This window comes from Micromonospora sp. CNZ322 (assembly GCF_007827755.1).
This window is the reverse complement of record NZ_VITD01000015.1, coordinates 1-25,400: the sequence shown is the minus strand read 5'-3', so window position 1 is coordinate 25,400 and position 25,400 is coordinate 1. Positions and strand designations below refer to the sequence as shown.

24 protein-coding genes and 1 pseudogene are annotated in these 25,400 nt (G+C 70.5%); 2 read left to right on the top strand and 23 right to left on the bottom strand.

Features of this window, described 5'->3' with window-relative positions; translation table 11 throughout:
• From nuoH to paaA, 19 genes and pseudogenes are all read right to left on the bottom strand, one after another.
• Nucleotides 1-1,353 carry an NADH-quinone oxidoreductase subunit NuoH gene (gene nuoH / locus FB453_RS27525; RefSeq protein ID WP_112585692.1) on the bottom strand — a complete coding sequence of 451 codons (1,353 nt, stop codon included), beginning with the start codon at nt 1,351-1,353 and terminating at the stop codon, nt 1-3.
• Entirely contained in the window at nt 1,350-3,857 is a 2,508-nt protein-coding gene (locus FB453_RS27520) for an NADH-quinone oxidoreductase subunit G (RefSeq protein WP_145794927.1), read from the bottom strand. Before FB453_RS27520 ends, nuoH begins: the two co-directional genes overlap by 4 nt.
• Complete coding sequence (gene nuoF, locus FB453_RS27515) at nt 3,857-5,173, bottom strand: NADH-quinone oxidoreductase subunit NuoF (RefSeq protein ID WP_091395571.1); 1,317 nt, start codon at nt 5,171-5,173, stop codon at nt 3,857-3,859. Before nuoF ends, FB453_RS27520 begins: the two co-directional genes overlap by 1 nt.
• Complete coding sequence (gene nuoE, locus FB453_RS27510) at nt 5,170-6,342, bottom strand: NADH-quinone oxidoreductase subunit NuoE (protein WP_145794925.1); 1,173 nt, start codon at nt 6,340-6,342, stop codon at nt 5,170-5,172. The genes nuoF and nuoE overlap by 4 nt, the downstream gene beginning before the upstream one ends.
• A 52-nt stretch (nt 6,343-6,394) precedes the next feature.
• Nucleotides 6,395-7,720, bottom strand: a complete 1,326-nt coding sequence (locus FB453_RS27505; RefSeq protein WP_112585684.1) for an NADH-quinone oxidoreductase subunit D — start codon at nt 7,718-7,720, stop codon at nt 6,395-6,397.
• Nucleotides 7,721-7,775: 55 nt separating this feature from the next.
• Nucleotides 7,776-8,513 carry an NADH-quinone oxidoreductase subunit C gene (locus FB453_RS27500; RefSeq protein WP_112585682.1) on the bottom strand — a complete coding sequence of 246 codons (738 nt, stop codon included), beginning with the start codon at nt 8,511-8,513 and terminating at the stop codon, nt 7,776-7,778.
• The gene (locus tag FB453_RS27495) at nt 8,510-9,187 is read right to left on the bottom strand and encodes a NuoB/complex I 20 kDa subunit family protein (RefSeq protein ID WP_030486262.1); all 678 of its coding nucleotides are present in this window, start codon (nt 9,185-9,187) and stop codon (nt 8,510-8,512) included. The genes FB453_RS27500 and FB453_RS27495 overlap by 4 nt, the downstream gene beginning before the upstream one ends.
• Before the next feature lie 14 nt (nt 9,188-9,201).
• The gene (locus tag FB453_RS27490; protein WP_007454588.1) at nt 9,202-9,567 is read right to left on the bottom strand and encodes an NADH-quinone oxidoreductase subunit A; all 366 of its coding nucleotides are present in this window, start codon (nt 9,565-9,567) and stop codon (nt 9,202-9,204) included.
• Nucleotides 9,568-9,702: 135 nt separating this feature from the next.
• Nucleotides 9,703-10,980: a geranylgeranyl reductase family protein gene (locus tag FB453_RS27485; protein WP_145794923.1), complete on the bottom strand. Its 1,278-nt coding sequence runs from the start codon at nt 10,978-10,980 to the stop codon at nt 9,703-9,705.
• Nucleotides 10,981-11,119: 139 nt separating this feature from the next.
• Nucleotides 11,120-11,344, bottom strand: coding sequence for a hypothetical protein (locus FB453_RS27480; protein ID WP_091395588.1), 225 nt, complete (start codon nt 11,342-11,344; stop codon nt 11,120-11,122).
• Nucleotides 11,345-11,430: 86 nt separating this feature from the next.
• On the bottom strand, nt 11,431-12,141 hold the full coding sequence (locus tag FB453_RS27475; protein WP_091395591.1) for a demethylmenaquinone methyltransferase: 711 nt from the start codon (nt 12,139-12,141) through the stop codon (nt 11,431-11,433).
• 786 nt (nt 12,142-12,927) lie between these two features.
• Nucleotides 12,928-13,989, bottom strand: a pseudogene (locus FB453_RS35125) (cell wall anchor protein); the annotation flags it as partial.
• A 374-nt stretch (nt 13,990-14,363) separates the two neighbouring features.
• Nucleotides 14,364-15,554, bottom strand: a complete 1,191-nt coding sequence (gene mqnC, locus FB453_RS27465; RefSeq protein ID WP_145794921.1) for a cyclic dehypoxanthinyl futalosine synthase — start codon at nt 15,552-15,554, stop codon at nt 14,364-14,366.
• 74 nt (nt 15,555-15,628) lie between these two features.
• Nucleotides 15,629-16,030 carry a hypothetical protein gene (locus tag FB453_RS27460; protein WP_112605729.1) on the bottom strand — a complete coding sequence of 134 codons (402 nt, stop codon included), beginning with the start codon at nt 16,028-16,030 and terminating at the stop codon, nt 15,629-15,631.
• Nucleotides 16,027-17,136, bottom strand: a complete 1,110-nt coding sequence (gene paaE, locus FB453_RS27455; RefSeq protein ID WP_145794919.1) for a 1,2-phenylacetyl-CoA epoxidase subunit PaaE — start codon at nt 17,134-17,136, stop codon at nt 16,027-16,029. The genes FB453_RS27460 and paaE overlap by 4 nt, the downstream gene beginning before the upstream one ends.
• Complete coding sequence (paaD, locus tag FB453_RS27450) at nt 17,133-17,627, bottom strand: 1,2-phenylacetyl-CoA epoxidase subunit PaaD (RefSeq protein ID WP_145795131.1); 495 nt, start codon at nt 17,625-17,627, stop codon at nt 17,133-17,135. Before paaD ends, paaE begins: the two co-directional genes overlap by 4 nt.
• Before the next feature lie 23 nt (nt 17,628-17,650).
• A complete protein-coding gene (paaC, locus tag FB453_RS27445; protein WP_112585672.1) occupies nt 17,651-18,376 on the bottom strand; it encodes a 1,2-phenylacetyl-CoA epoxidase subunit PaaC in 726 nt (241 codons plus the stop codon).
• Between the two features lie 43 nt (nt 18,377-18,419).
• Entirely contained in the window at nt 18,420-18,704 is a 285-nt protein-coding gene (paaB, locus tag FB453_RS27440; protein WP_091395615.1) for a 1,2-phenylacetyl-CoA epoxidase subunit PaaB, read from the bottom strand.
• Nucleotides 18,701-19,777 carry a 1,2-phenylacetyl-CoA epoxidase subunit PaaA gene (gene paaA / locus FB453_RS27435; protein WP_112605735.1) on the bottom strand — a complete coding sequence of 359 codons (1,077 nt, stop codon included), beginning with the start codon at nt 19,775-19,777 and terminating at the stop codon, nt 18,701-18,703. Before paaA ends, paaB begins: the two co-directional genes overlap by 4 nt.
• A 371-nt stretch (nt 19,778-20,148) precedes the next feature.
• On the opposite strand from paaA, the gene FB453_RS27430 reads away from it, so the two are divergent.
• Nucleotides 20,149-21,135: a hypothetical protein gene (locus FB453_RS27430; protein ID WP_145794917.1), complete on the top strand. Its 987-nt coding sequence runs from the start codon at nt 20,149-20,151 to the stop codon at nt 21,133-21,135.
• Complete coding sequence (locus FB453_RS27425; protein ID WP_145794915.1) at nt 21,135-22,097, top strand: serine hydrolase family protein; 963 nt, start codon at nt 21,135-21,137, stop codon at nt 22,095-22,097. Before FB453_RS27430 ends, FB453_RS27425 begins: the two co-directional genes overlap by 1 nt.
• A gap of 108 nt (nt 22,098-22,205) precedes the next feature.
• Here FB453_RS27425 and FB453_RS27420 read toward each other — a convergent pair whose 3' ends face one another.
• The 4 genes from FB453_RS27420 to FB453_RS27405 all read right to left on the bottom strand — a co-directional run.
• On the bottom strand, nt 22,206-23,057 hold the full coding sequence (locus FB453_RS27420) for a menaquinone biosynthetic enzyme MqnA/MqnD family protein (RefSeq protein ID WP_112585664.1): 852 nt from the start codon (nt 23,055-23,057) through the stop codon (nt 22,206-22,208).
• Nucleotides 23,009-24,424: an MFS transporter gene (locus FB453_RS27415; RefSeq protein WP_145794912.1), complete on the bottom strand. Its 1,416-nt coding sequence runs from the start codon at nt 24,422-24,424 to the stop codon at nt 23,009-23,011. The genes FB453_RS27420 and FB453_RS27415 overlap by 49 nt, the downstream gene beginning before the upstream one ends.
• A 42-nt stretch (nt 24,425-24,466) precedes the next feature.
• Nucleotides 24,467-25,051, bottom strand: coding sequence for a winged helix-turn-helix domain-containing protein (locus FB453_RS27410; protein ID WP_145794910.1), 585 nt, complete (start codon nt 25,049-25,051; stop codon nt 24,467-24,469).
• Nucleotides 25,052-25,134: 83 nt separating this feature from the next.
• On the bottom strand, nt 25,135-25,400 hold a 266-nt coding region (locus FB453_RS27405), incomplete at its 5' end, for a hypothetical protein (protein WP_222431422.1).

Here is a 25,400-nt window from a genome sequence, read left to right as displayed (position 1 = left end):
TCACACCTCCCTGGAGTCCGAGCCGGCAACGATGTTGGCCGGCTCCCGCTCGGCGACCACGCGCGTGATGCGCGGGCTCGGTGGTACCTGAAGATCCATCGGTGGCAGCGGGAAGCTCCCGTGCGGCCGGTTGTCGACCTGTTCCTGCGTCGTCGGCTTCGGCTTCGGCTTCCGGCTGGGCCAGAAGATCGTGGCGATCAGCAGGATGCCGGCCGGGATGCCGACGGCGATCACCTTGCCGCGGGTGTCCCAGTCCTCGATGGAGCGCAGGCCCGACAGGACCAGGATCCAGACCAGGTTGATCGGCAGCAGCACCTTCCAACCGAGCCGCATGAACTGGTCGTACCGCAGCCGGGGCAGCGTGCCACGCAACCACACGAACACGAAGACCAGGGCGATCACCTTGCCGAAGAACCAGAGCATCGGCCACCAACCGGAGTTGGCGCCCTCCCAGATGGTGATCGGCCAGGGTGCCCGCCAACCACCCAGGAACAGCGTGGTGGTGACCGCGGACATGGTCACCATCGCGACGTACTCGCTGAGCATGAAGAGCGCGAACTTCAGCGAGCTGTACTCGGTCATGAAGCCGGCGACCAGCTCGGACTCGGCCTCGGGCAGGTCGAACGGCGCGCGGTTGGTCTCACCCACGGTGGCGATGAAGAAGATGATGAAGCTCGGCAGCAGCAGGATCGCGTACCAGCCCGGTGCCGGGATGGTCTGGCCGAAGACGGTCAGCTGGGTGCCGTCGCCCTGAGCGGCGACGATCCCGCTGGTGCTCATCGTGCCGGCGGTCATGAAGACCGCCACGATGCTGAGCCCCATGGCGACCTCGTAGGAGATCATCTGGGCACTCGACCGGAGACCACCCAGCAGCGGGTACGTCGAGCCGGAGGCCCAGCCGCCCAGCACGATGCCGTAGACGCCCATCGAGGAACAGGCGAGCAGCAGCAGCACCGCCACCGGCACGTCGGTGACCTGCAACGGCGTGTGGTGACCGAAGATGCTCACCATCGGGCCGAACGGCACCACCGACAGGGCGGTGACCGCGCAGATCACCGAGATGGTCGGGGCGAAGAAGTAGACGACCTTGTCGGCCGCCTTCGGCAGGATGTCCTCCTTGAAGGCCATCTTCAGGCCGTCGGCGAGGGTCTGCAGCAGGCCGAACGGGCCGACCTGGTTGGGGCCGGGCCGCACCTGCATGTAACCGACCACGCGCCGTTCGAACCAGACGCCGAGCAGGGTGGCCAGCAGACCGAAGGCGAACGCGAAGACAATCTTGCCGAGAACCAGCCACCACGGATCCCGGCCGAAGTCGGCCAGCGTCGGATCCTGGGCCAGGTAGATCGGACTCACTGGTTACCCCCGGAGTTGAGGAGCGGACCCGGGAGACCGGTCTCGTCGGCCGCCACGCGTCCGGCCGGGATGGCCGTACTCGGTGCGGGGACGGAGATCCGGACGACCGCGCCGGACGTCGCCCCGAGGCTGCGCCGCACGGTCGAGCCGGGTGAGTTGGTCGGCAGCCAGACCACGCCGTCCGGCATCTCGGTGAGTTCCGCCGGCAGGGTCAGCGCCCCTCGGTCGGTGCCGACAGTGACCGCGTCACCGTCGACCACACCGAGCGCCTCGGCGGTGCCCTTACCCAGCCGGACCACCGGCGGACGGGCGGTCCCGGCGAGGTTCTCGTCGCCCTCGGTCAGGGTGCCGAGGTCCACCAGCTGATGCCAGGTGGCCAGCACGGCCTCCCCGGCGTTCGGCTGCGGCACCCGGCCCGGCGCGACCGACGGTGCGGCCGGCCGGGACATCCGCGTCGCCGGCAGCGTGCCCAGCTCACGGCGCACGCTGAGCACGTCGGCCGTGCCGAGGCGTACGTCGAGCAGCGCGGCCAGCGCGTCGAGCACCCGACCGTCGGTCATCGCGGCGGTGTTCAGCACCGCCTCGAACGGGCGCAGCCGGCCCTCCCAGTCCAGGAAGCTTCCGGCCTTCTCGGCCACCGGGGCGACCGGAAGCACCACGTTGGCCCGCCGGGTCACCGCGCTGGCGCGCAGCTCAAGGCTGACCACGAACGGCACCGCGTCCAGGGCGGACTCGGCAAGTCGCGGGTCGGCCAGGTCGGCCGGGTCGACACCACCGACGACCAGCGCGCCGAGCTGCCCGTTGGCGGCCGCGGTCAGGATGCCGTCGGTGTCCCGCCCGGCCTGGCTCGGGATCACCCCGGCCGGGATGTCCCACGCCTCACCCAGCTCGGCCCGGGCGGCCGGCTCGGTGACCAGGCGTCCACCGGGGAGCAGGTTGGGCAGGCAGCCCGCGTCGACAGCGCCACGGTCACCCGCGCGCCGCGGCACCCAGGCCAGCTTCGCGCCGGTACGCCGGGCCACGTCGGCCGCCGCGGAGAGCCCACCCGGCACGGTGGCCAACCGCTCGCCGACGATCAGGATCGCGCCCGGTGCGCTCAGCGCCTCGCTGACCGTGGCATGCTCGGCGAGCACGCTGGCCTCCTCGCCCGGCACCACCCGCGCCAGCTTGGCACCGAGCTTCTCCAGGCCGCGGGTGGCGAAGGGCGCCAGCGCGTACACCGTCAGGGTCTTCTTCAGGTACGCCTTGCGCAGCCGCAGGAAGAGGATCGGGCACTCCTCCTCGGGCTCCAGGCCCACCAGCACCACCGCCGGCGCGTTCTCCACGTCGGTGTAGGTGACGTCGGTGACCCCGGCGACCGAGCTGGCCAGGAAGTCGGCCTCCTCGCGGGAGACCGGGCGGGCCCGGAAGTCGATGTCGTTGGTGTTCAACGCGACCCGGGCGAACTTGGCGTAGGCGTACGCGTCCTCGACGGTCAGCCGACCGCCGGTGAGCACCGCAGTGCCCTGCCCGCTCTCCCGGGCGATGTGCAGCCCCTCGGCGGCAACTGTGAGCGCCTCACTCCAGGACGCCTCGCGCAGCTCACCGGTGTGCTCGTCGCGGACCAGCGGAGTGGTCAGCCGGTCGGCGGCCCGGGTGTACTGGAAGCCCCAGCGACCCTTGTCGCAGTTCCACTCCTCGTTCACCGCCGGCTCGTCGCCGGCCAGCCGGCGCAGCACCTTGCCACGCCGCCAGTCGGTGCGCTGCCCGCAGCCGGCCGAGCAGTGCTCGCAGACGCTCGGGCTGGAGACCAGGTCGAACGGGCGGGCGCGGAAACGGTACTGGGCACCGGTCAGCGCACCCACCGGGCAGATCTGCACGGTGTTGCCGGAGAAGTAGGAGTTGAACGGAACGTCGCCGGCGTCGCCCTCTTCGCCGTACGCGTCGTCCCGGTAGATGTTGATCTCCTCGGCGGACGACCGGCCCATCAGGTCGATGAACTTGTCGCCCGCGATCTCCTCGGAGAACCGGGTGCACCGCTGGCAGAGCACGCAACGCTCGCGGTCCAGCAGCACCTGGCTGCTGATCGCCACCGGCTTCTCGTACTCCCGCTTGTGCTCGTGGAAGCGCGAGTCGGTGCGGCCGGTGGACATCGCCTGGTTCTGGAGCGGGCACTCGCCGCCCTTGTCACACATCGGACAGTCCAGCGGGTGGTTGAGCAGCAGCAGCTCCATCACCCCCTCCTGCGCCTTCTTGGCCACCGGGGAGGTGATCTGGGTACGCACGACCATGCCGTCGGCGACGGCCTGGGTGCAGGAGGCGACCGGCTTGCGCTGGCCCTCCACCTCGACCAGACACTGCCGGCACGCGCCGGCCGGGGCCAGCAGCGGGTGGTCGCAGAACCGGGGGATCTCGGTGCCCATCTGCTCGGCAACCCGGATCAGCAGCGTCCCCTTGGGGGCGGTGACCTCGACGCCGTCGATGGTGAGGGTGACGGTCTCGGTCTGCTTGGCTACGTCGGTCATCAGTGCGCCCCTACCAGGGTCTTCTCCGACAGCTTGGGTGCGGTCCGACCCTCGATGTAGTCGAGGTAGTCCTGCTTGAAGTACTGCAGCGAGGAGGTCACCGAGCTGGTCGCGCCGTCACCCAGACCGCAGAACGAGCGGCCGAGGATGTTGTCGCAGGTGTCCAGCAGGGTGTCCAGGTCTTCGTGGGTGCCCTGACCGGCGAGGATCCGCCGGTAGACCCGGACCATCCAGTAGTTGCCCTCACGGCACGGGGTGCACTTGCCGCACGACTCGTGGTGGTAGAACTCCAGCCACCGGTACGTCGCGTAGACCGGGCAGTCCTGGTCGGAGAAGATCTGGGTGGCCGTGGTGCCCAGGATCGAGCCGGCCGCCGCCACCCCCTCGAAGTCCAGTGGCACGTCCAGGTGCTCAGCGGCGAGCAGCGGGGTGGACGAGCCGCCCGGGGTCCAGAACCGCAGGTTGTGGCCGGGCTGCATACCACCGGCCAGTTCCAGCAGCTCGCGCAGCGTGACACCCATCGAGCACTCGTACTGGCCCGGGTTGGCGACCCGGCCGGACAGCGAGTAGATCATCGGCCCGGAGGACTTCTCGGTGCCCATGCTCTTCCACCAGTCGGCCCCACCGAGCACGATCGGCGGCACGCTGGCGATGGTGCCGACGTTGTTCACCACCGTCGGGCTCGCGTACAGGCCGTGGGTGGCCGGGAACGGCGGGCGCAACCGAGGCTGACCCCGGAACCCCTCCAGGGAGTCCAGCAGCGCCGTCTCCTCGCCGCAGATGTACGCCCCGGCGCCGGAGTGCACCACCAGCTCCAGGTCGTAGCCACTGCGCAGGATGTTCCGGCCCAGGTAACCCTTGTCGTACGCCTCCTGGACCGCGTTGCGCAGCCGACGCGCGGCGTGCACCGCCTCGCCCCGGATGTAGATGTAGGCGCGGGCGGCCCGGATCGCGTACGACGCGATGATGACGCCCTCGACCAGCGCGTGCGGGTCGTGGGTCATCAGCGGCAGGTCCTTGCAGGTGCCCGGCTCGCCCTCGTCGGCGTTGACCACCAGGTAGTGCGGCTTGCCGTCGCCCTGCGGGATGAAGCCCCACTTGAGGCCGGTGGGGAAGCCGGCGCCACCTCGGCCCCGCAGCCCGGAGTCCTTGATCAGCTGGATCAGGTCGTCCGGGTGCGCCTTGAGCGCCTTGCGCAGCGCGGCGTAGCCGTCCAGCTGCTCGTACGTGCCGATCTGCCAGGCGTCCGGCGACAGCCAGCGCTTGGTCAGCACCGGCGTCAGCTTGGCCAGCGTCTCCGGGCGGGGAGTGGTCACTTCTGGGCCCCCGTTTCGTTCGCGTCCGCCGGTCCGGCGCCGTCGGCGTCCGTCGCAGCCTTCGCTTCGGTGAGGTTGCGCTCCTGCGCCCCGGCCTCGTCGCCGGCGGGCTTGCCGTCGCCGGCCGGCGCGTTGGCCGCCACGCCGGCGGCCTCGGCCGACCGCGCGTCGCCGGCCGCGGGCGCGGTGCCGGTGCCGTCCGTCGGGACCTTCGTGCCGGGGGCGTCCGGCACTGCCGTGCCCGCGTCCGGCTGCCGGGTCTCGGCGGTACGCACCTGCGGCGACTTGTCGTCCGGTGCCTTGACATCCCGCGTGGTGCTGCCACTGGCGGCCTCGGGCTTCGCCGGCTCGCCGACCCCGGCCGCCCCTGTCGGGGCGGACGCCCCGTCGCCACCCTTTACCGGCGCCGCGCTGGCCTCGACGGGCGCCGGCTTGGCGGCCTCCGCCTTCGCCTTCGCCTCGGCGGCGGCCTTGTCGGCCTCAGCCTTGCTACGGATCGGGGTGTTCGGGTCGAAGCCCGGCACCGAGACGCCGTGCTGCTGGGCCAGCCGCAGCCCGCGCAGGGTGGGCTCGCCCGGCCCGCCGTCGGCGACCGCGCCGTCGCGCTCGTCGGCGAAACCGGCGAGCTGCACCGCCATCTCCTTGAGGGTGCAGAGCCGGGCACCCCGGGTCGGCATCGGCCGACCGCCGGCCCGCAGCTCGTCCACCACACCGACAGCGGTGGAGGCGTCCACGCCGTCGAAGAAGTCGTAGTTGACTGTCATCACGGGGCCGTAGTCGCACGCCGCCAGGCACTCGGCGTGCTCCAGCGTGATCGTGCCGTCCGCTGTGGTCTCGTCGTGCCCGACGCCGAGGTGCTCGGCGAGGGTGTCGTAGACCTCCTGGCCACCGAGCACGTTGCACATCGTGTTGGTGCAGACGCTGACCAGGAAGTCACCGGTCGGCTTGCGCTTGTACATCGTGTAGAAGGTGGCCACCGCGCCGACCTGGGCCTTGTTCAGCCCCAGCACCTCGGCGCAGAATGCGACCCCGGCCGGGGAGACGTACCCCTCTTCGGCCTGCACCAGGTGCAGCAGCGGCAGCAACGCCGAGCGGGACCGGTCCGCCGGGTAACGGGCGATGATCTCGCGCGCCCGCTCCCGGGTCTCGTCAGTGAAAGTCGTCGTCATCAGAGCCGCCTTCCGTTCGCGACTGCGGGGCTCGCAAGCTCACTCCTCGCACTCACCTGTCACACCCACCCATCACCGGGTCCAACGAGGCGCCGCCAGCGATCACGTCGGCGATCAGACCGCCCTCGGCCATCGCCGGGAGGGCCTGCAGGTTGACGAAGCTCGGCTCCCGGTAGTGCACCCGGTAGGGCCGGGTGCCACCGTCGGAGACGGCGTGGACGCCCAGCTCGCCGCGGGGCGCCTCGATGGCGACGTACACCTGGCCGGGCGGGACCCGGAAGCCCTCGGTCACCAGCTTGAAGTGGTGGATCAGCGACTCCATCGACTGACCCATGATCTTCGCGACGTGCTCCAGCGAGTTGCCCATGCCGTCCACGCCGATGGCGAGCTGCGCCGGCCAGGCGATCTTGCGGTCGGCGACCATCACCGGGCCCGGACGGAGCCGGTCCAGCGCCTGCTCGACCAGCTTCATCGACTCCCGGATCTCGGCGAGCCGGACCTGGTAGCGACCCCACACGTCGCCGTCGGGGTGGGTCGGCACGTCGAACTCGTACGTCTCGTAGCCGCAGTACGGCATGGTCTTGCGCAGGTCCCAGGCGAGGCCGGCGGAGCGCAGCACCGGGCCGGTGATGCCGAGGGCCACGCAGCCGGTGACATCCAGGACCGCGACGTTCTTCGTCCGCTCGGTCCAGATCGGCTGGCCGGAGAGGAGGTCCTCGTACTCCTTGAGCTTCTTCGGCATCATCTTGAGGAACTCGCGGATCTTGACGATCGCCTCGTCCGGCACGTCCTGCGCCACACCGCCCGGCCGCACGTACGCGTGGTTCATCCGCAGGCCGGTGATGGTCTCGAAGATGTCGAGGATGTACTCCCGCTCGCGGAAGCCGTACAGCATGATCGAGATCGCGCCCAGCTCCATGCCGGTGGTGGCCAACCAGACCAGGTGCGACGAGATCCGGTTGAGCTCCATCATCAGCACGCGGATCGTGGTGGCCCGCTCGGTGATGTCGTCGGTGATGCCGAGCAGCTTCTCGACCGCGAGGGCGTACGCCGTCTCGTTGAAGATCGGGGCGAGGTAGTCCATCCGGGTCACGAACGTCGAACCCTGGACCCAGTTGCGGTATTCGAGGTTCTTCTCGATGCCGGTGTGCAGGTAGCCGATGACCGAGCGGGCCTCGCGGACCGTCTCGCCCTCAAGCTCCAGGATCAGCCGCAGCACCCCGTGCGTGGACGGGTGCTGCGGACCCATGTTGACCACGATCCGCTCATCGTTGATCGGGTCGGTGCCCGAGACGATCGTGTCCCAGTCCCCACCGGTGACGGTGAAGACCCGACCCTCGTCGGTTTCGCGCTCGCTGGCGTAGTTCGACGTCGTCACAGTGCCGGCCCTCCGATCGCGACTGCGGGGCTCCGCTCCGCTGCACTCCTCGCGCTCACTGGTACGACCTCCGCTCGTTCGGCGGCTGGATCTCCGCACCCTTGTACTCGACGGGGACGCCGCCGAGCGGGTAGTCCTTGCGCTGCGGGTGGCCCTCCCAGTCGTCCGGCATGAGGATCCGGGTCAGGTTGGGGTGGCCGTCGAAGACGATGCCGAACATGTCGTACGCCTCGCGCTCCTGCCAGTCCGCTGTCGGGTAGATGGCGGTCACGCTGGGCAGGTGCGGGGCCTCGACGGAGACCGCGGCCTCCAGCCGGACCCGCCGCCGGTACGTCATCGAGGTGAGCAGGTAGACCACGTGCAACCGGCGCTCGTCGGCGCCGAGGTAGTCCGCACCGGACACCGAGGAGCACAGCTCGAACCGCAGCGCCAGGTCGTCCCGCATCACCTGGCACACCTCGGCGATCCGCTCCGGGCGTACGTGCAGGGTCAGCTCACCCCGGTCGACCACGACCTTCTCGATGGCGTCGTTGAAGGCCGGGTACGCCTCCTCCAGCGCGTCGCGGACCTCGTCGAAGTAGCCCCCGTACGGCCGGGACGCCTCCTCGATGGGCTGGCGCTGGCGGACCAGGCCGCCGTAGCCGGACACGTCGCCGGTGCCCTGGTTGCCGAACATCCCGCGACCCGCCGGGCTGGCCGGCGGGTACTCGGCGGGGGCACCACTGGTGGCGCCAGCCGGCACCACCGGCAGCGGCACTCCGCCGTCGTTTGGCTTGTCCGTGGGTGACGTCATTTCGGGCCTGCCTGCGGGTGGAGGTGGTTCTGAGCGTTCATCCAGTTCTCGATGCGCAGCTGCTCCTCGCGGCCCTCGCGGACCGCCCGGGTCCACTCGGCGCGCCGAGCCTTGTCGCTGCGGTACGAGGAGGGCATCGAGCCGTAGGGCACGACCGGAACGTCGCCGCGCTCCTGGCGGGCCGCCAGCATCTTGCGGCCGTTCGGGCCCAGCGGCTCATACATGATCTTCTCGCGGAGCTTGAGGATCGCGTCGATGAGCATCTCCGGCCGGGGCGGGCAGCCGGGCAGGTACATGTCGACCGGCACCACGTGGTCGACGCCCTGCACGATCGCGTAGTTGTTGAACATGCCGCCGCTGCTGGCGCAGACGCCCATCGAGAGCACCCAGCGCGGCTCGGCCATCTGGTCGTAGATCTGGCGCAGCACCGGGGCCATCTTCTGACTCACCCGGCCGGCCACGATCATCAGGTCGGCCTGCCGGGGCGACGCCCGGAAGACCTCCATGCCCCAGCGGCCCATGTCGTAGTGCGGACCACCGGCGGCCATCATCTCGATGGCGCAGCAGGCCAGGCCGAAGGTGGCGCCCCACACGGACGACTTCCGAGACCAGTTGACCAGCTTCTCCACCGAGGTGAGCAGGACGCCGGCGGGAAGCTTCTCCTCGATGCCCATCTGACGTTCCTTCCTCAGTCCCAGTCCAGGCCGCCGCGCCGCCACACGTAGGCGTACGCAACGAAGACCGCGACGATGAACAGGACCATCTCCACGAAGCCGAAGATCGGCAGAGCGTCGAACGAGACCGCCCAGGGGTAGAGGAAGATGATCTCGATGTCGAAGACGATGAAGAGCATCGCCGTCAGGTAGAACTTGATCGGGAACCGCCCACCGCCGACCGGCTGCGGGCTGGGCTCGATGCCGCACTCGTAAGCCTCGAGTTTGGCCTTGTTGTAGCGACGGGGACCGGCGAAGCGGGCGGCGCCAACGGAAAACAGCGAGAACGCCGCGGCGAGGGCGAACAGCCCGATGATCGGTGCGTAAGGCGAGAGCGACATCGTTTTCTCCTGCTCGTCCTTCCCTGCCCTCGGTGCTTGACGAAAATCACACTATTCACGTCCCTCGCAGTGGCAGTCGGCGGGGGTCGATCTTTGTCGGCATCGGCGCCGTGACCAGCGCCGATGCCGTCCTACTTATACGGCTGGGGCGGCCTTCGTCATCGCGTTGATGACCCGATCCATCGCGTCCCCGCCGCGCGGGTCGGTCAGGTTGGCCAACAGCTTGAGGACGAAACGCATCAGCGTCGGGTGCGGCATGCCGTGTTTGGTGGCGATCCGCATGATCTCGGGGCGGCCGATCAGTTTCACGAAGATGCCGCCCAGTCGGTAGTAGCCGCCGAGCCGGGCCTTCAGCTCGTTCGGGTACGCCAGCAGCGCGCGCTCGCGTTCCGGGCCGGCCGGGCGGGCGAGGGCCTGGACCATGACCTCCGCGGCCAGTTCGCCGGACTCCATCGCGTACGCGATGCCCTCACCGTTGAACGGGTTGACCATGCCGCCCGAGTCGCCGACCAGCAGCACGCCCCGGGTGTAGTGGGGCACCCGGTTGAAGCCCATCGGCAGCGCGGCACCGAGGATCGGGCCGTCGGCGTTGGTCTCGTCGGTCATCCCCCAGTCTTCCGGGGTGTTGGCGAGCCAGTCGGTGAGCAGCCGGCGGTAGTTGGTCTTGCCGAACGCCGAGGACGAGTTGAGCACGCCGAGCCCGACGTTGACCCGCCCGTCACCGAGGCCGAAGATCCAGCCGTACCCGGGCAGCAGGTTGTCGCCGCTGTCCTTGCTGCGCAGCTCCAGCCAGGACTCCAGGTAGTTGTCCTCGTGCTTGGCCGGCGAGCGGTAGTAGCGGCGGACGGCCACACCGATCGGCCGGTCCTCCCGCTTGGCCAGCCCGAGCGCGAGCGGGAACCGGCCGGAGACGCCGTCCGCCGCGACGACCAGCGGGGCGTGGAAGGTGGTGGGCTCCTTGCCCGGCCCGACCTCCGCCTCGACGCCGGTGACGCGGCCGTCGCCGTCGAGCACCGGGCCCAGCACGTTGACGCTGGTCCGCAGTTTCGCGCCGGCGGCCACCGCCCGTTGGGCGAGCAGGTCGTCGAAGTCCAGGCGCGTGCGCACCAGACCGTAGTTGGGGAAGCTGGCCAGCTCCGGCCAGTCCAGTTCGAGGCGCACCCCGCCGCCGATGACCCGCAGGCCGCGGTTGTGCAGCCAGCCCACCTCGGGCGAGGTGTCCACACCCATCCGAATGAGCTGGCGCACCGCGCGCGGGGTCAACCCGTCGCCGCAGACCTTCTCCCGGGGGAACTCGGTCTTCTCCAACAACAGCACCCGTACGCCGTGCCGGGCCAGGTGGTACGCAGTCGCTGACCCACCGGGACCGGCGCCCACGACAATGACGTCGGCGTCGTGTTCCACCGCGGTCATTCGCGCCTCCTCCCGCACGCTCGTGAAATGCTTCACAAGCCAGACGGGACGAGTGTATGACCGGCGTCATACCAGCGCAGGATCAGGGGTACCTAACTCGCCGATGTGACACCTCATCACCGTCCACAGCGGTCAGGTGTCAGGCCGGGCTGGAGGCGTCCAGGCCCGCATCGACCCGAATTGTCTCCGGTAGATGCTCGCGGAGGGCCCCACCCGCCGCCCGGTCCAGTGCCGCCAACACCTCGGCGACCACCTGCCGAACCTCCACCGGGTCGGCCCCGGCCAACTCGCGCAACTGGGAGATGAGTTCGGCCGCGTCGTCGTCGGTGGCGGCCACCGGGTCCGCCGGGTCTGCTCCGGTCATGCGATCGAGCGTACGGGGCAAAGTGGACTAAAGACCGATATTCACGAAACCTGAATAATGTCCGCGCTGTCCGTACCGGTCGCCGGCTACTCGCGGATCCCCCGGTGCAGGGCCACCACACCACCGGTCAGGTTGCGCCACGCCACGCGCCCCCACCCGGCCGCGGCCACCCGGCCGGCCAGCGCGGACTGCGCCGGCCAGGCCCGGACCGACTCGGCGAGATAGACGTACGCCTCGGGATTGCTCGACACCGTGCGGGCCACCGCCGGCAGCGACCGCATCAGGTACGACAGGTAGACCGTCCGGAAGACCGGGTTGACCGGGGTGCTGAACTCGCAGACCACCAGCCGGCCGCCCGGCCGGGTCACCCGGGCCAGCTCACGCAACGCCGCGTCGGTGTCGTTGACGTTGCGCAACGCAAAGGAGATGGTCACCGCGTCGAAGCTGGCGTCGGCGAACGGCAGCCGCAGCGCGTCTCCCGCCAGCAGCGGCACCTCGGGCCGGGCCCGCTTGCCGGTGTGCAGCATCCCGAGTGACAGGTCGACCCCGACCGCGTACGCCCCGGACTGGGCCAGCTCGCGCGTCGAGACGCCGGTGCCCGCACCCACGTCCAGCACCCGCTCGCCCGGCCGCAGCCCGAGCGCCGCCCGGGTGGACCGGCGCCAGGAGCGATCCTGGCCCAGCGAGATCACCGTGTTGGTCAGGTCGTAACGCTCTGCCACGCCGTCGAACATCGCGGCGACCTCGTGCGGCTGCTTGTCCAGACTGGCGCGCTGGCCCTGCGGGGTACGGCTCACCCCCTCACTCTGCCAGCCGCCCGCCAACCGACGTTCGCTGGGTGGGCGGCACGAAGCCCGTACGCGAAAGGGCGGGGTGGTCGCCCACCCCGCCCTCGCGTCGTGCCCGCGACCGTGACACCTCGGTCAGAACGCCTGTCACCATCGCACCCGCCGCGGTCGCGCCTCGCCTGCGCGCCGCTGGTCAGGGCACCGGTGTCAGTCGGTCGACTTCTCGTCGGTCGGCGAGACCAGGACCACCTTGCGGCGACGGGTGAGCACCAGCAGCGCCCCACCCACCAGCAGGATGATCACGCCGATGCCACCGATCAGGCCGACCTGCACACCGGTAACCGGCAGGCCGCCACCGCCCGAGCCACCACCGGCGGAGCCGCCACCGGCACCCGGTGAGACCGTCGTGCCCGGCGTCGTCGTACCGCTGGGGATCGGCGTCGGCGTGGCCGTCGCGGTCGGAGTGACCGGCGGCGTCGCGGTCGGGGTGACCGTCGCGGTCGGCGTGACCGTCGGCGTCTCCGTTGCGGTCGGGGTCGGCGTAGCCGTGGGCGTCTCCGTCGGAGTGACCGTCGGCGTCGGGGTCGGCGTCTCGGTCGGGGTGACCGTCGGCGTCGGCGTGACCGTCGGCGTCTCCGTCGGGGTCGGCGTCTCTGTCGGCGTCGGCGTCTCCGTCGGGGTCGGCGTCTCCGTCGGGGTCGGCGTCTCGGTCGGGGTGACCGTCGGCGTCGGAGTGACCGTCGGCGTCGGCGTCTCCGTCGGAGTGACCGTCGGCGTCGGCGTCGGTGACTCGGTCGGGGTGACCGTCGGCGTCGGCGTCGGCGACCCCGTCGGGGTGACCGTCGGCGTCGGCGTCGGCGTCGGCGTCGGGTCGACGGCCAGGTCGACGAAGACGTCGAAGATCGCCTGGTTGTCACCCTCGTCGATCTCGGTGAAGGCCTTCCGCTGGGCGGTGCTGGCCCGCCGCGGCTGCTCCTCGGGCTTGCCCGCTGCCACGTCCAGGCCGTGCGCCACCAGCTCGCCGACCCGCAGCACCGGCTCGGTGACGTCAGTGCCGACGGTCACCTTGATGTCCGCCGTGTAGTAGTCACCGGGACGGATCACCGCGCCGTCGTCCTGGCAGAGCGCCTGAGTGACGCCGAAGGTCTGCGTGGTGCACGTGTCCGGCAGGGTGTCGAAGGTGACGCCCGCCGGCAGGGTCAGCACGTAGGCGAGGCCGGTGGCCTTACGGCTGCCGTCGTTGTAGACCGCCCAGTCGACCGGCACCGTCTCGCCCGGCCGCACCGGCCGAAGGTCGGGGTCGTCGCCGTTGACGCCGTTCACCACGACGTTCGCGTTGACGTCCTGCACCCAACTGGTCAGGTCGTACCCGGGCTCGGTGACGGTGATGTCGTGCTCGACCTTGTTGTCTTCCTCGTTGGGGTCCTCGGTGGCCGAGCGGATGGTGACCACCAGAGTGCCGGCGGCGCCCTTACCACCGGTGGAGAAGATTGGGATACCGAAGTCCTCGCTGGTGCCGGCGGCCAGGTCGCCGAGGCGGCAGGTGAACTTCTTGCCGTTCACCCGGCAGCCGTCGGGCACCACGACCCGGACCTTGTTCGTCTTCAGCTTGCTGGTGTCCACCGTGTAACTGACACCCTTGGCGTCTTCCTTGCTCCGGGTGTTGTCGACCGAGAACTTGAACGGCTTGCTCTTGGCCTCCGTCACACCCTTGGCCAGGTTGTAGCTGAGCGGCACCAGGGCCAGATCGGCCTCCTCGGCCGCCAGCACCGGAGCGGCCACGGCGGCGATGCCGCCGGCCGCCAGCAGCGCCACGACACTGGCGCGCACCAGCGTCGAGCGGTGGAACGCTGTCATCAGTCCCCCGGGGGTAGGGAAGAAAGAATGGTTGCGGAACGAGCGGACGTTATCGGAGGCCGATCTTCCACGCCAGCAGGCGGACGCGTTTTCATCCGTCCGACCCGAGCTGCGCAGACAGTACGGGCGGGATGGTCACCCATCCCGCCCGTACTGCCGTGCGTTATATGAACGACCCGCAGCGGGCCGATGGAGGACAGACTCGTCGGTCGACGATGGTGACGAATATGAGCCGGGACGCTAGCCGCCGACGATCATCTCCACCAGCCCCGCACCGGACAGGCTGACGCTGCGGCGGCGGGGACCACCCGTACCGCCGGGCTGATCCGGCGGGAGCATGAGCGTCGATCAGCCGAACGGCCGGGTGTCGACAGTCAGCTGACGTCCACCAGGGGCAGGGACTTCCCCGCGCCACCGCCGGGCAGTGCGATCGAGGAGAAGTGCGAGACCACCCGCTCGTCGGTCGGGTCGTCGGCCGGCGTGTGGTGCACGGCGAGCCGGTTGTAGAGGGTGTCGCGCTGCGCCGGGATCCGGTCCGCGGAGCGGATCATGCCGATCAGCTCGTGCAGGTTGGAGCGGTGCCGGGCGCCGGCGGAGGAGATGACGTTCTCCTCCAGCATGATCGAGCCGAGGTCGTCCACGCCCATGTGCAGCGAGAGCTGTCCGACGTCCTTGCCGGTGGTCAACCAGGACGCCTGCAGGTGCGGCACGGTCTCGAAGAAGAGCCGGGCCACCGCGACCAGGCGCAGGTATTCCAGCGTGGTCGCCTGGGTGCGGCCCTTGAGGTGGTTGTTCTCCGGCTGGTACGTCCACGGGATGAAGGACCGGAAACCGCGGGTGCGGTCCTGCACGTCACGGATCATGCGCAGGTGCTCGATCCGCTCGGCGTGCGTCTCGCCGGTGCCCATCATCATGGTGGCTGTCGACTCGATGCCCTGCCGGTGGGCCAGCTCCATGACCTCCAGCCAGCGCTCGCCCGACTCCTTGAGGGGGGCAATGGCCTTACGGGGCCGGTCGGGCAGCATCTCCGCGCCGGCGCCGGCGATCGAGTCCAGGCCGGCGGTCTTGATCCGGGCGATGGCCTCGTCCAGGCTCACCCCGGAGACCTTGGCCATGTGCAGGATCTCGCTGGGGCCGATCGAGTGGATGACCAGCTGCGGGTACGCCTGCTTGACCGAGGAGAACAGCTCCTCGTAGTACTCCACGCCGTAGTCCGGGTGGTGCCCGCCCTGGAGCATCACCTGGGTGGCGCCCAGCTCGACCGCCTCGCCGCACCGGCGAAGGATCTCCTCGGTCGGGTGGGTCCACCCTTCCTTGTGCTTGGGCGCCCGGTAGAACGCGCAGAACTTGCACGCCGTCACGCAGACGTTCGTGTAGTTGATGTTGCGGTCGATCAGGTAGGTGACGACGTTGTCCGGGTAGCGTCGCCGACGCACCGCGTCCGCCGCCTCGCCCAGCGCGTGGAAGGGCGCCTCGGTGTAGAGCAGCAGCGCCTCCTCGGGCGTGATCCGCCCGCCGTCCGCGCCGCGCTGCAGGATGTCGTCGATCTCCCGGCTCACCGTCACACCCCGAGCCTACGTCGGCCCACCCGACTCGACCGCCGGACCCCGGCGGGGTGCGGCACGTCCCACAGCCGCCGTCAGCTCTCGCGTACCTCGACGTGTATGCCGTAGGTGTCCCGCAGCTCCGCCGCGAACTCCGGCCCCGCCCACGCCGGCACGTGCGCCTGCCACCACGACCCCTCGGAGCCCCACGGCATCGGCTGCTCGGAGAGCACCGCCCGGAACCGCTCGTCCGCCGCCTCGATTCGCTCCCGGACCCACCCCATCTGCGGAAATCCGAACAACCGTGGGTCGTTCAGCATCCTCTCGATGGCGTCGCGGATGCTGAGGTCGAACCAGTACTCGTCGAGAATGTCGTGATAGCCCTCCTCACAGAACCCGACGAACTGCTCCCACCCCTCCGCGTAGCTGGTCGGAAGCCGTCCCCCGGTGACCTCGGCGAACCGCTCGACGAACTCCCGGTCGTTCGGCGTCGTCATGCGTCGTAGTCGACGGTGAGCTTGTCGGTGGTCGGGCTGGACTGGCAGGTAAGCACGTAGCCGGCGGCCAGCTCGTCGGGCTCCAGCGCGTAGTTGCGGGCCATCGTGACCGCGCCGTCGACGACCTTCGCCTTGCAGGTCGAGCAGACGCCACCCTTGCAGGCGTACGGCAGCTCACCCCGCACCTTCAGCGCGGCGTCCAGCACCCGTTCCTCGCGACCCATCGTGAAGCTCGACGACCGCCCGTCCAGCACGATGGTCACCTCGGCCCCGGCGCCCGCCTGGTCGACAGGTCGGCGCACCGGCTCCGGTGGCGTGTCGACGTGGAACAGCTCGGTGTGCACCGCCGACTCGGGCAGCCCGCGTGCGGTCAGCACGTCCCGGACGTCGACCACCATGCCGTACGGGCCGCAGAGGAACCACTCCTCGATCAGGTCGCCCGGCACGATGGTGTCCAGCAACCGGCCCAGCCGCTCGGCGTCGATCCGACCGGAGAGCAGCGGCGACTCGCCCTGTTCCCGGGAGAGGACGTGCACCAGGTGCAGCCGGGTGGGGTGACGGTCCTTCAGGTCGGCCAACTCCTCGGCGAACATCACGGTGTTCGCCGTGCGGTTGCCGTACACCAGGGTGAAGGTGCTGGCCGGCTCGACGGCCAGGGCGGTCGCGACCAGCCCGAGCACCGGCGTGATGCCGGAGCCGGCGACGACAGCGCCGTAGTGCCGCACCCGGTCCGGCGCGAACGCCGTGGTGAAGGTGCCCAGCGGCGGCAGCACCTCGACGGTGTCACCACCGCGCAGCGCCCCGCAGGCGAACGCCGAGAAGGCGCCGCCGGGGATTTCCCGCACCCCGATCCGCAACCGGCCGTGCCGGGCCAGGTCGTCCGAGGTGGAGCAGATCGAGTACGACCGGCGCACGTCAGTGCCGTCCTCCGCGGCTCGCCGCACGGTGAGGTGCTGGCCGGCGCGGAACGCGAAGGTCTCCCGCAGTTCCTCGGGTACGGCGAAGGTAACCGCCACGGAGTCGTCGGTGAGCCGGTCGACGGCGGCGACGGACAACGGGTGGAAGACCGGCCGGCGGCGAACCGGGCGGGTGATGGTGACAGTCACAGCGCCTTCAGGTGGTCGAAGGGTTCGGAGCAGGATCGGCACCGCCACAGCGCCTTGCACGCGGTCGAGCCGAACCGGCTGACCTGCTCGGTCTCCGGTGAACCGCACTGTGGGCAGCGGACCGCGAGCGTCAGCGACACGACGCCGGCGGTGGACACCGGGGCCGGCGGGGCGATCCCGGCGGCGGCGAGCTTGGCCCGCCCACCCTCGGAGATCCAGTCGGTGCTCCACGGTGGGCTGTAGACGGTCCGGACCTCCGCGTCCGGGTGGCCGGCAGCGGTGAGCGCGCGGCGGATGTCGGCCCGGATCACGTCCATGGCCGGGCAGCCGGTGTAGGTCGGGGTGATGGTGACGGTGACCCGCCCGCTGGCCGGATCCTCCTCGACCGCCCGCAGGATGCCCAGCTCGTCGATGGTGATGACCCGGATCTCCGGGTCCACCACGCTCGCGGCGGCTTCCCGTGCGCCCGCCCTGCCGGTGCCGTTCGCGATCGTGGGGCTCGCGCTCCTCGCGCTCACCACTTCGCTCCGGGGTGGGCGCGGTGCAGCACCTGCATCTCGGCGAGCAGGTAGGCCAGGTGCTCGGTGTGCACGCCGGCCCGCCCACCGGCCGGGGCCCAGGCACTGTCCGGCTGGGTGAGCGTCGCCTCGGCCAGCACCGGGCCGACGACCTCGTCGAACGCCGGCCGCACCGTGGCCGGGTCGACCGGCGCCGCCGGGTCCGCGGCGAACAACTCGTGGGTGTACGGCCACACCTGGTCGACGGCCGCCTGCATCCGACGATGCGACTCCTCGGTGCCGTCACCGAGCCGCTTCACCCACAGCGCGCCGTGGTCCAGGTGGTACGCCGACTCCTTGCGCGCCTTGGCGCCGATCGCGGCCAACCGCTCGTCCGCGCAGCCGGCCAGCGCCGTGTACAACGGCAGTTGGTACGCCGCCAGGAAGAACAGCTTCGCCATCGTCACCGCGAAGTCGTCGTTGGGCAGCTCGACCACTAGCGCGTTGCGGAACTCGCGGTCGTCGCGCAGGTACGCCAGCGCGTCCTCGTCACGGCCGGCGCCCTCCAGCTCGCCCGCGTACGACAGCAGCAGGCGCGCCGCGCCGAGCTGGTCGAGGGCGATGTTGGCCAGCGCGATGTCCTCTTCCATCTCCGGCGCGCGGGTGGTCCACTCGGCCAGCCGCTGGGCCGCGATCAACGCGTCGTCGGCGAGAGCGAGGGTGAAGTCGAAGGGTCCGTTCACGCCGTCACCTCGCTGCGCTGCCTGGTTCGTTCGCTCCGCTCGTTCACAGGTGGGCCACCCCGTCCGGCACCTCGTAGAAGGTGGGATGGCGGTAGACCTTGTCGGCGGCCGGGTCGAAGAAGGCGTCCTTCTCGTCCGGACTGGACGCGGTGATCGCACCGGCCGGCACCACCCAGATCGACACACCCTCCTGGCGACGGGTGTAGAGGTCGCGGGCGTTGCGCAGGGCAAGCTCGGCGTCGGGGGCGTGCAGGCTGCCGACATGCGTGTGCGACAGCCCGCGCCGAGCCCGCACGAAGACCTCCCAGAGCGGGGTGTGTTGCGTCATGCTGCGACCGTCTCCTTCTGTCCCGCCCGCTTCGCGGCGTATGCCGCGGCGGCCTCGCGTACCCAGGCGCCGTCGGCGTGCGCGGCCCGGCGGTGGGCCATCCGCTCCCGGTTGCACGGCCCGTTGCCGGAGATCACCTGCATCAGCTCGTCATAGTCCGGCTGGGTGTAGTCGTACGCCTGCCGCTCGTCGTTCCAGCGCAGGTCCGCGTCGGGGATGCGCAGCCCGAGGATCTCGGCCTGCTGGACGCACATGTCGACGAAGCGTTGGCGCAGATCGTCGTTCGAGAAGCGCTTGATCTTCCAGGCCATCGACTGGGCGGAGTGCGTGGAGTCGCCGTCCGGCGGACCGAACATGGCCAGCGACGGGTACCACCAACGGTCCACGGCGTCCTGGGCCATCGCCTGCTGGGCGGGGGTGCCGTGTGCCAGGGTGTGCAGGATCTCGTAGCCCTGCCGCTGGTGGAACGACTCCTCCTTGCAGACCCGGATCATCGCGCGGGCGTACGGGCCGTACGAGCAGCGGCAGAGCGGGACCTGGTTGACGATCGCCGCGCCGTCCACCAACCACCCGATGGCGCCCACGTCGGCCCAGCTCAGGGTGGGGTAGTTGAAGATCGAGCTGTACTTCTGGCGACCGTCGAGCAGCAGTTGGACCAGCTCGTCGCGGCTGATGCCGAGGGTCTCGGCGGCGGCGTAGAGGTAGAGGCCGTGACCCGCCTCGTCCTGCACCTTGGCCAGCAGGATCGCCTTTCGCTTGAGCGACGGCGCCCGACTGATCCAGTTGCCCTCCGGCTGCATGCCGATGATCTCGGAGTGGGCGTGCTGGGCGATCTGCCGGATCAGCGTCCGCCGGTACGCGTCGGGCATCCAGTCGCGGGGCTCGATCTTCTGCTCGGCGTCGACCACCTCGGCGAAGTACGCCGCCAGGTCCTCGTCCGGCGCGGGCCCGCCACGCCGCCCGCGCGCCGCCGCTGCCCGCAGCTCGGCCTCGGCGGCCTCGACCTCGCCCAGCAGGCCGCCGGGCGCCTCGTCAGTGGCGCCGTCCGGGGCGGAGAAGTCGTTGCCATACATGAGGCTAAGTGTTACAGCTTGCGCCACGTTGCACCAGGGGGTGTAACAGGAATCCGCGCATCCCATCTGTGAGCGGATGAGTGCTTTGCGCTACTTGAACACCGTCACATCGCCGTGACCTAGGCCACGAAACAAAGGTGAATCCCTGCAAAAACCTCATACCGGCCCCATATCCCGTCTTTATCGCAGGTTGCCTAGTGTCGAACCCTGGCGGTCTGCCGGTCCGGACGTAGACTTCTGCCGGACAACCGATCGGCTGCCGACATCGACATCTCCACAGAGGCCATCTCCCCCGGCCTCGGCGATCGCACCCGATTCGTCCCGACGACAAGCCGGTCCCCCCGGCCCTGACACCTGGAGTTCACCCACTCATGCGATCTCGCGTGACCCTGGTGCTCGCCATCACGGCGGTCGTGCTCGGCGGCGTCCTACTGGTCCCCACCGCGTACGCCCGGCTCGCCAGCGACAGCGGCGGAGGCGGCGGAGGAGGTACGTCGAGCGTCGCCGCGCCCGCGCCCACCCCACCACCGCCGCCCACCCTGGCTGCCGGCCCGGTGTCGGTGAGCTTCAAGGGTGAGTTCTTCTCGTGGGCTCTGCTGGACCGGAAGACGGGCAAGATCTCCGGGTCGCCGAACATGACAGCGACCAGCTCCACCGAATCGATGATCAAGGCGTGGATCGTCTCCGACTACCTGCGGCAGCTCGGCGACAAGGAGCCGCCCGCAGCGATGAAGGAGATGGCCCGACTCGCCATCGTCGACAGCAACGACGGAGCGGCCAACAAGGTCCACGCCGCTGCGGGTGGCTCCTACAAGCCCTCGTCGAGCAGCGTCCCCGACGCGGTGATCCAACGAGCGATCAAGATCTGCGGGCTGACCGACACCAAGCGCGGCAACGTCAAGCCGTACACCGGCTACTGGAGCTTCACCCGGATGTCCCCGCGCGACGCGGCCCGGGTCGGCGACTGCATCGCCGACGGTAAGGCCGCCGGCCAGAAATGGACCAAGTGGGTGTTGGACCAGATGAGCAAGGTCAAGGGCACCACGGCGGCCAAGGACCAACGGACCTCTTCCGGTGGTGGCCGCTGGGGGATCATCGACGGTCTACCCAAGTCGATCACCGCTCAGGGGCCGGTCAGCATGAAGAACGGCTGGACCCCCATCTACGGCGACGGCAACTGGCACGTCAACTGCCTCGCCGTCACCAGCAAGTGGAGTCTCGCGGTGATGCTGCGCTACCCGATCAGGACCGGCCTGGACTACGGTGCGAAGGTCTGCGCCAGTGTGGCCACCCAACTGGTCACCCCGCAGCCGGGCGCCGCCCTCAAGGTGCCGCAGCAGCCGGTCGGAAAGCTCTGATGGCCGGCAACCGTCGGGGCGACCGCCGCAACGGCGGCGAGGCCTCCCCGATTCGACTGATCGCCGTCGCGATCATCCTGATCGGGCTGGTCCTGGTGTCGCTGCGGCTGCTGCCCGGGTCGCCGTTCGAGTCGTCCGCCGCGGCCAAGTGGGGCGACGCGGGCTCCGGCACCAGCGACCGCCCCACCGGCGCCGGCACCGACCGCAGCGCCCGCCAGCCGTCCTCACCGTCGCCGAGCCCCAGCCCGTCGCTGGAGCCGCTGCCCTTCGTGGCCAAGAACCTCGATCTGGACATCGAGGGCTGGTACTCCTGGAGCGTCCTCGACCGCCGAACCGGAAAGATCATCGGTTCGAAGAACATGGGCGAAACCAGCACGACCGCCTCGATGATCAAGGCCTGGATCGTCGCCGACTACCTGCGTCGCGCCGCCGACGCCGGCCAGACCCCGAGCGACGCCAAGCTCGCCGACGCGACGCGGATCATCCGGGACAGCGACAACACCCGGGCCGAGCAGTTCTACAACCAGGTCGACCGGGACGCCTCGATCAAGCGGCTCATCTCCATGTGCAAGCTGACCGACAGCAGCGTCGCCCCCGACCGCGGCTGGAGCCGGACGGCGCTCTCCCCCCGGGACACCGCCCGGATGGGCAACTGCATCGTCACCGGCACCGCCGCCGGGCCGAAGTGGACTAAGTGGCTGCTCAACGAGATGAAGCTGGTTCGCGGTGCCGGCGACTTCGGTATCCGCAAGGCCTTCCCGGCGGCCGAGCAGAAGAAGATCGCCATCAAGAACGGGTGGATCGACCGGACCAGGGAGCAGGAGATGCACATCAACTGCCTGGCCATCGGTGACACCTGGACGATGGGCGTGATGGTCAAGTACCCGATCAACATGGGCTACGACTACGGCATGAAGAACTGCGAGAAGATCACCGAGGCACTGCTCCGCCCCGGCACCTGAGCCCCTCAGGCCGCCACCGGCCGCTCTGGCCCGAGGTTTTGGCGGGCCTGGATTGTGCCGGGCCGGCGTACTGACGGGCCGGCGTACTGACGGGCCGGCGGCCGGCGGTCAGCCGGCGAAGAACTCCGGGCCGCCGTCCGGCAGCGCCGGGGCCTCGCCGATGGCGGCGGCCCGTCGGGCCCACTCTCGCAGCCCCGCTACCTGCCGGTCGCCGAGGGAGAAGTCGAGGGTCCGGAAGTACGTGGCCAGGGTCTCCGCGTCGAAGGTCTCCCAGCGGGCAGCCGCCTCGGCGACCTGGTCCAACTCCGCCAGGCAGAGATCCCGCGAGCGCAGGAATGCCTCGTGAACCTCCTTGACCAGACCCGGGTGGGCGGCGGCGAAGTCGCGGCGGACCGCCCAGACGGCGAAGACCATCGGAAGCCCGGTCCACTCCCGCCACGCCTGCCCGAGGTCGGTGACCGTGAGGCCCTTCTGCGGTGCCTCGTAGTACGCCCGCAGCGCCACGTCCCCGATCAGCACGGCGGCGTCAGCTTCCAGCAGCATCTGGGTCAGATCCGGCGGGCAGCGGAAGTACTCGGGCCGCACGTTGTACTGCTCGGCGAGCAGCAGCTGAGCCAGCATGACCCCGGTCCGCGAGGTCGAGCCGAGCGCCACCCGGGCGCCGTCCAACTCGCCGAGGGGACGGGTGGAGACCATGTTGACCGAGAGCACCGGCCCGTCGCTGCCCACCGCCAGGTCCGGCAGGAGCAGCAGCTCGTCGGCGTGCTTCAGGTACTCCAACAGCGTGATCGGGCCGATGTCGAGGTCGCCGGCGACCAGCGCCGCGCTCAACCGGTCCGGCGAGTCCTTGTGCAGGTCGACGTCGAGCAGGGCACCGGAGCGCATCAGACCCCAGTAGATCGGCAGGCAGTTCAGGAACTGGATGTGCCCGACCCGCGGGCGTGCGATGCGCTCAGCCATGGCCCGACCGTATCCCCGGCGGCTGGCTCCGGCTCGGCGGGCCGGCCCGGAGTGGCCAAGCCCGCACTTGACGACCGTCGTACCGCCCGGGTCACGAACGGCACGAAGACCAGCACCACCAGCAGCCCGACCACACCGGCACCGGCGATCAGCGGCCGAGGAGGAACGACCGCGAGCAACGCCCCGCCGATCAGGAAGCCCCCCATCGAGCCACCCTGCACCGCCGCGCCGTAGCTGGCGTACGCCCGGGCGCGCATCGCCTCCGGCACCCGCCGAGCGGTGAGCAGGTTCGCGAAGACGTTCTCGCCACCGTTGGCCGCACCACCCACCAGCCAGAGCGGCACCAACACACCTGCCGCCGGCACCGTCGACGCGAGCAACACCATCAGGCTGCACACGGCCAGAGTGGCCAGCACCCCGCGTACCAACCCGGCGTCGTCGTCGAGCCGCCTGGCAAGTCGTACGGCGAGCCAGGTCCCCGGCAGCATGCCGGCCATCCATGCGGCACTGACCAGGCCGTACGTGGTCGCCGAACCCTCCAACGTCTCCCGGATGAAGAAGACCTCGATCACGTTGATGCCGCCGATCGCCGCGATCACCACGGCGGTGCTCACCACCATGACGAGCATCAACGGATCGCGGCGCAGCCGCCAGCCGATCTCCGTACCCCCGGGGATTGCCACGCCGCCCGACACGGCCGGGCCGTTCGCGGCGGCGGCCGGACTGGCGGCGGCCTCGCTGGCGGCGGCCTGGCTGCTCACGGCGGCGTCGCTGCTCACGGTGGCGGGCCGCCGGCCGCCGCGTCGGGTCCGCAGCAGCAGGCCCGCGACCACGAGCGCCAGGTAGGTCGCGGCATCGAGAAGCAGCGGTACGCGGGTGCCGAACTGCCCCACCAGCAGGCCCGCCAGTACCGGGCCACCGAGCGCGCCGAGCGAGACGGCGGTCTGGCTGATCGCGCTGGCTCGCGGCAGGTCGGCCGGGCGGACCATCGCCGGCAGCAGCGCGGCGAGGCAGGGTTGGGTCACCGCGAGCCCGCAGGCCAGCAGGGCGACGAGCCCTACCACCAGGACGGGTTGCTCGACGACGGCGAGGAGCGCGCAGATTGCGGCCTGCCCGAACCCGATGGTCACCAGCAGGGTACGGCTGTCCGTCCGGTCGGCGAGTCGGCCCGCGAGTGGGGCGAGTACCACCAGGGGCAGGGTCGCGGCCAGCAGCAGCCCCGACACGGCCAGCCCGCCGGCACCGGCCCCCTGTAGCGCCAGCGCCAGCGCGGTCGCGGCGAGGAAATCGCCGCAGATCGTGGTGCCCCGAGCGGCGGCGGCGAGCCAGACGTCCGACCAGCGCGACTCGTCAGTTGTGAAGGACATACTTCGAAAATAGTCCTTCACAACTGATTCATGCAAGCCTGGCTATGCCAGCGGCACCGTCCGGTACTGCACCGCGACCGTGCGCGCCCCCGGCGGTGGGTCACCCTGCCGCCGCCGCGGGTGATACGACCGGAGCAGCGCCAGCACCGCCTCGTTCAACTCGGCCAACTCGTCGGCGGTGAGCAGCAACAGCGTGTCGGTGAACAGGGCCGTGTCGTACCACTCGGCCGGCTCGTCCCCGGCGCGCCGCAACCAGTCCCGGGTCCGCTCCATGGCCCGGACCGCATGCGCCTCCACCAGCGCCTGCTCGGCCGCACGCGCCTCGGGCCCGGCATCACGCCCCGCCTCGACCAGCACACTCACACTCGGCACACGCCACAACCGCTCGCGCGCGTCCCCCCGGCTCGGCGCCTGCTCGACCAGGCCGAACTTCGCCAACGCCCGCAGGTGGTAACTGGTTGCGCTCGGTGACAGCCCGACGATCTCGGCACACTCTGTGGCAGTCCCGCCACTTTCGCGACTGTTCAAGTACTCCATGATCGCGATCCGGGCCGGATGGGCCATCGCCCGCATCACCTGGGGGTCGCTGATCGTCATCCGGCGCGAATCGGAGCGGGCCTCGGTCATAGGCCCATGATCCCGGGCAGTCCCCCAACCTGCCATCACCCCCGCGTCCCGTTCGGACCACCGCGCGTCGACCACGCCTTTACCTACGGCAGCGAGCGGGCGAATTTGACGACGGGCACGCTTGGCTGGATGGCCTGAATGGCGAGCGCGGCTTGGCGCCTCAGCAGCGCGGCGCGGCGGCGCGGCTTGGCAGCGCGGCGGCCAGAGCGGCTCAGCGGCGCGGCTTCGCGGCGCGGCGCGGCGCGGCTTCGCGGCGCGGCGCGGCGCGGCTTCGCGGCGCGGCGCGGCTTCGCGGCGCGGCGCGGCTTCGCGGCGCGGCGCGGCTTCGCGGCGCGGCGCGGCTTCGCGG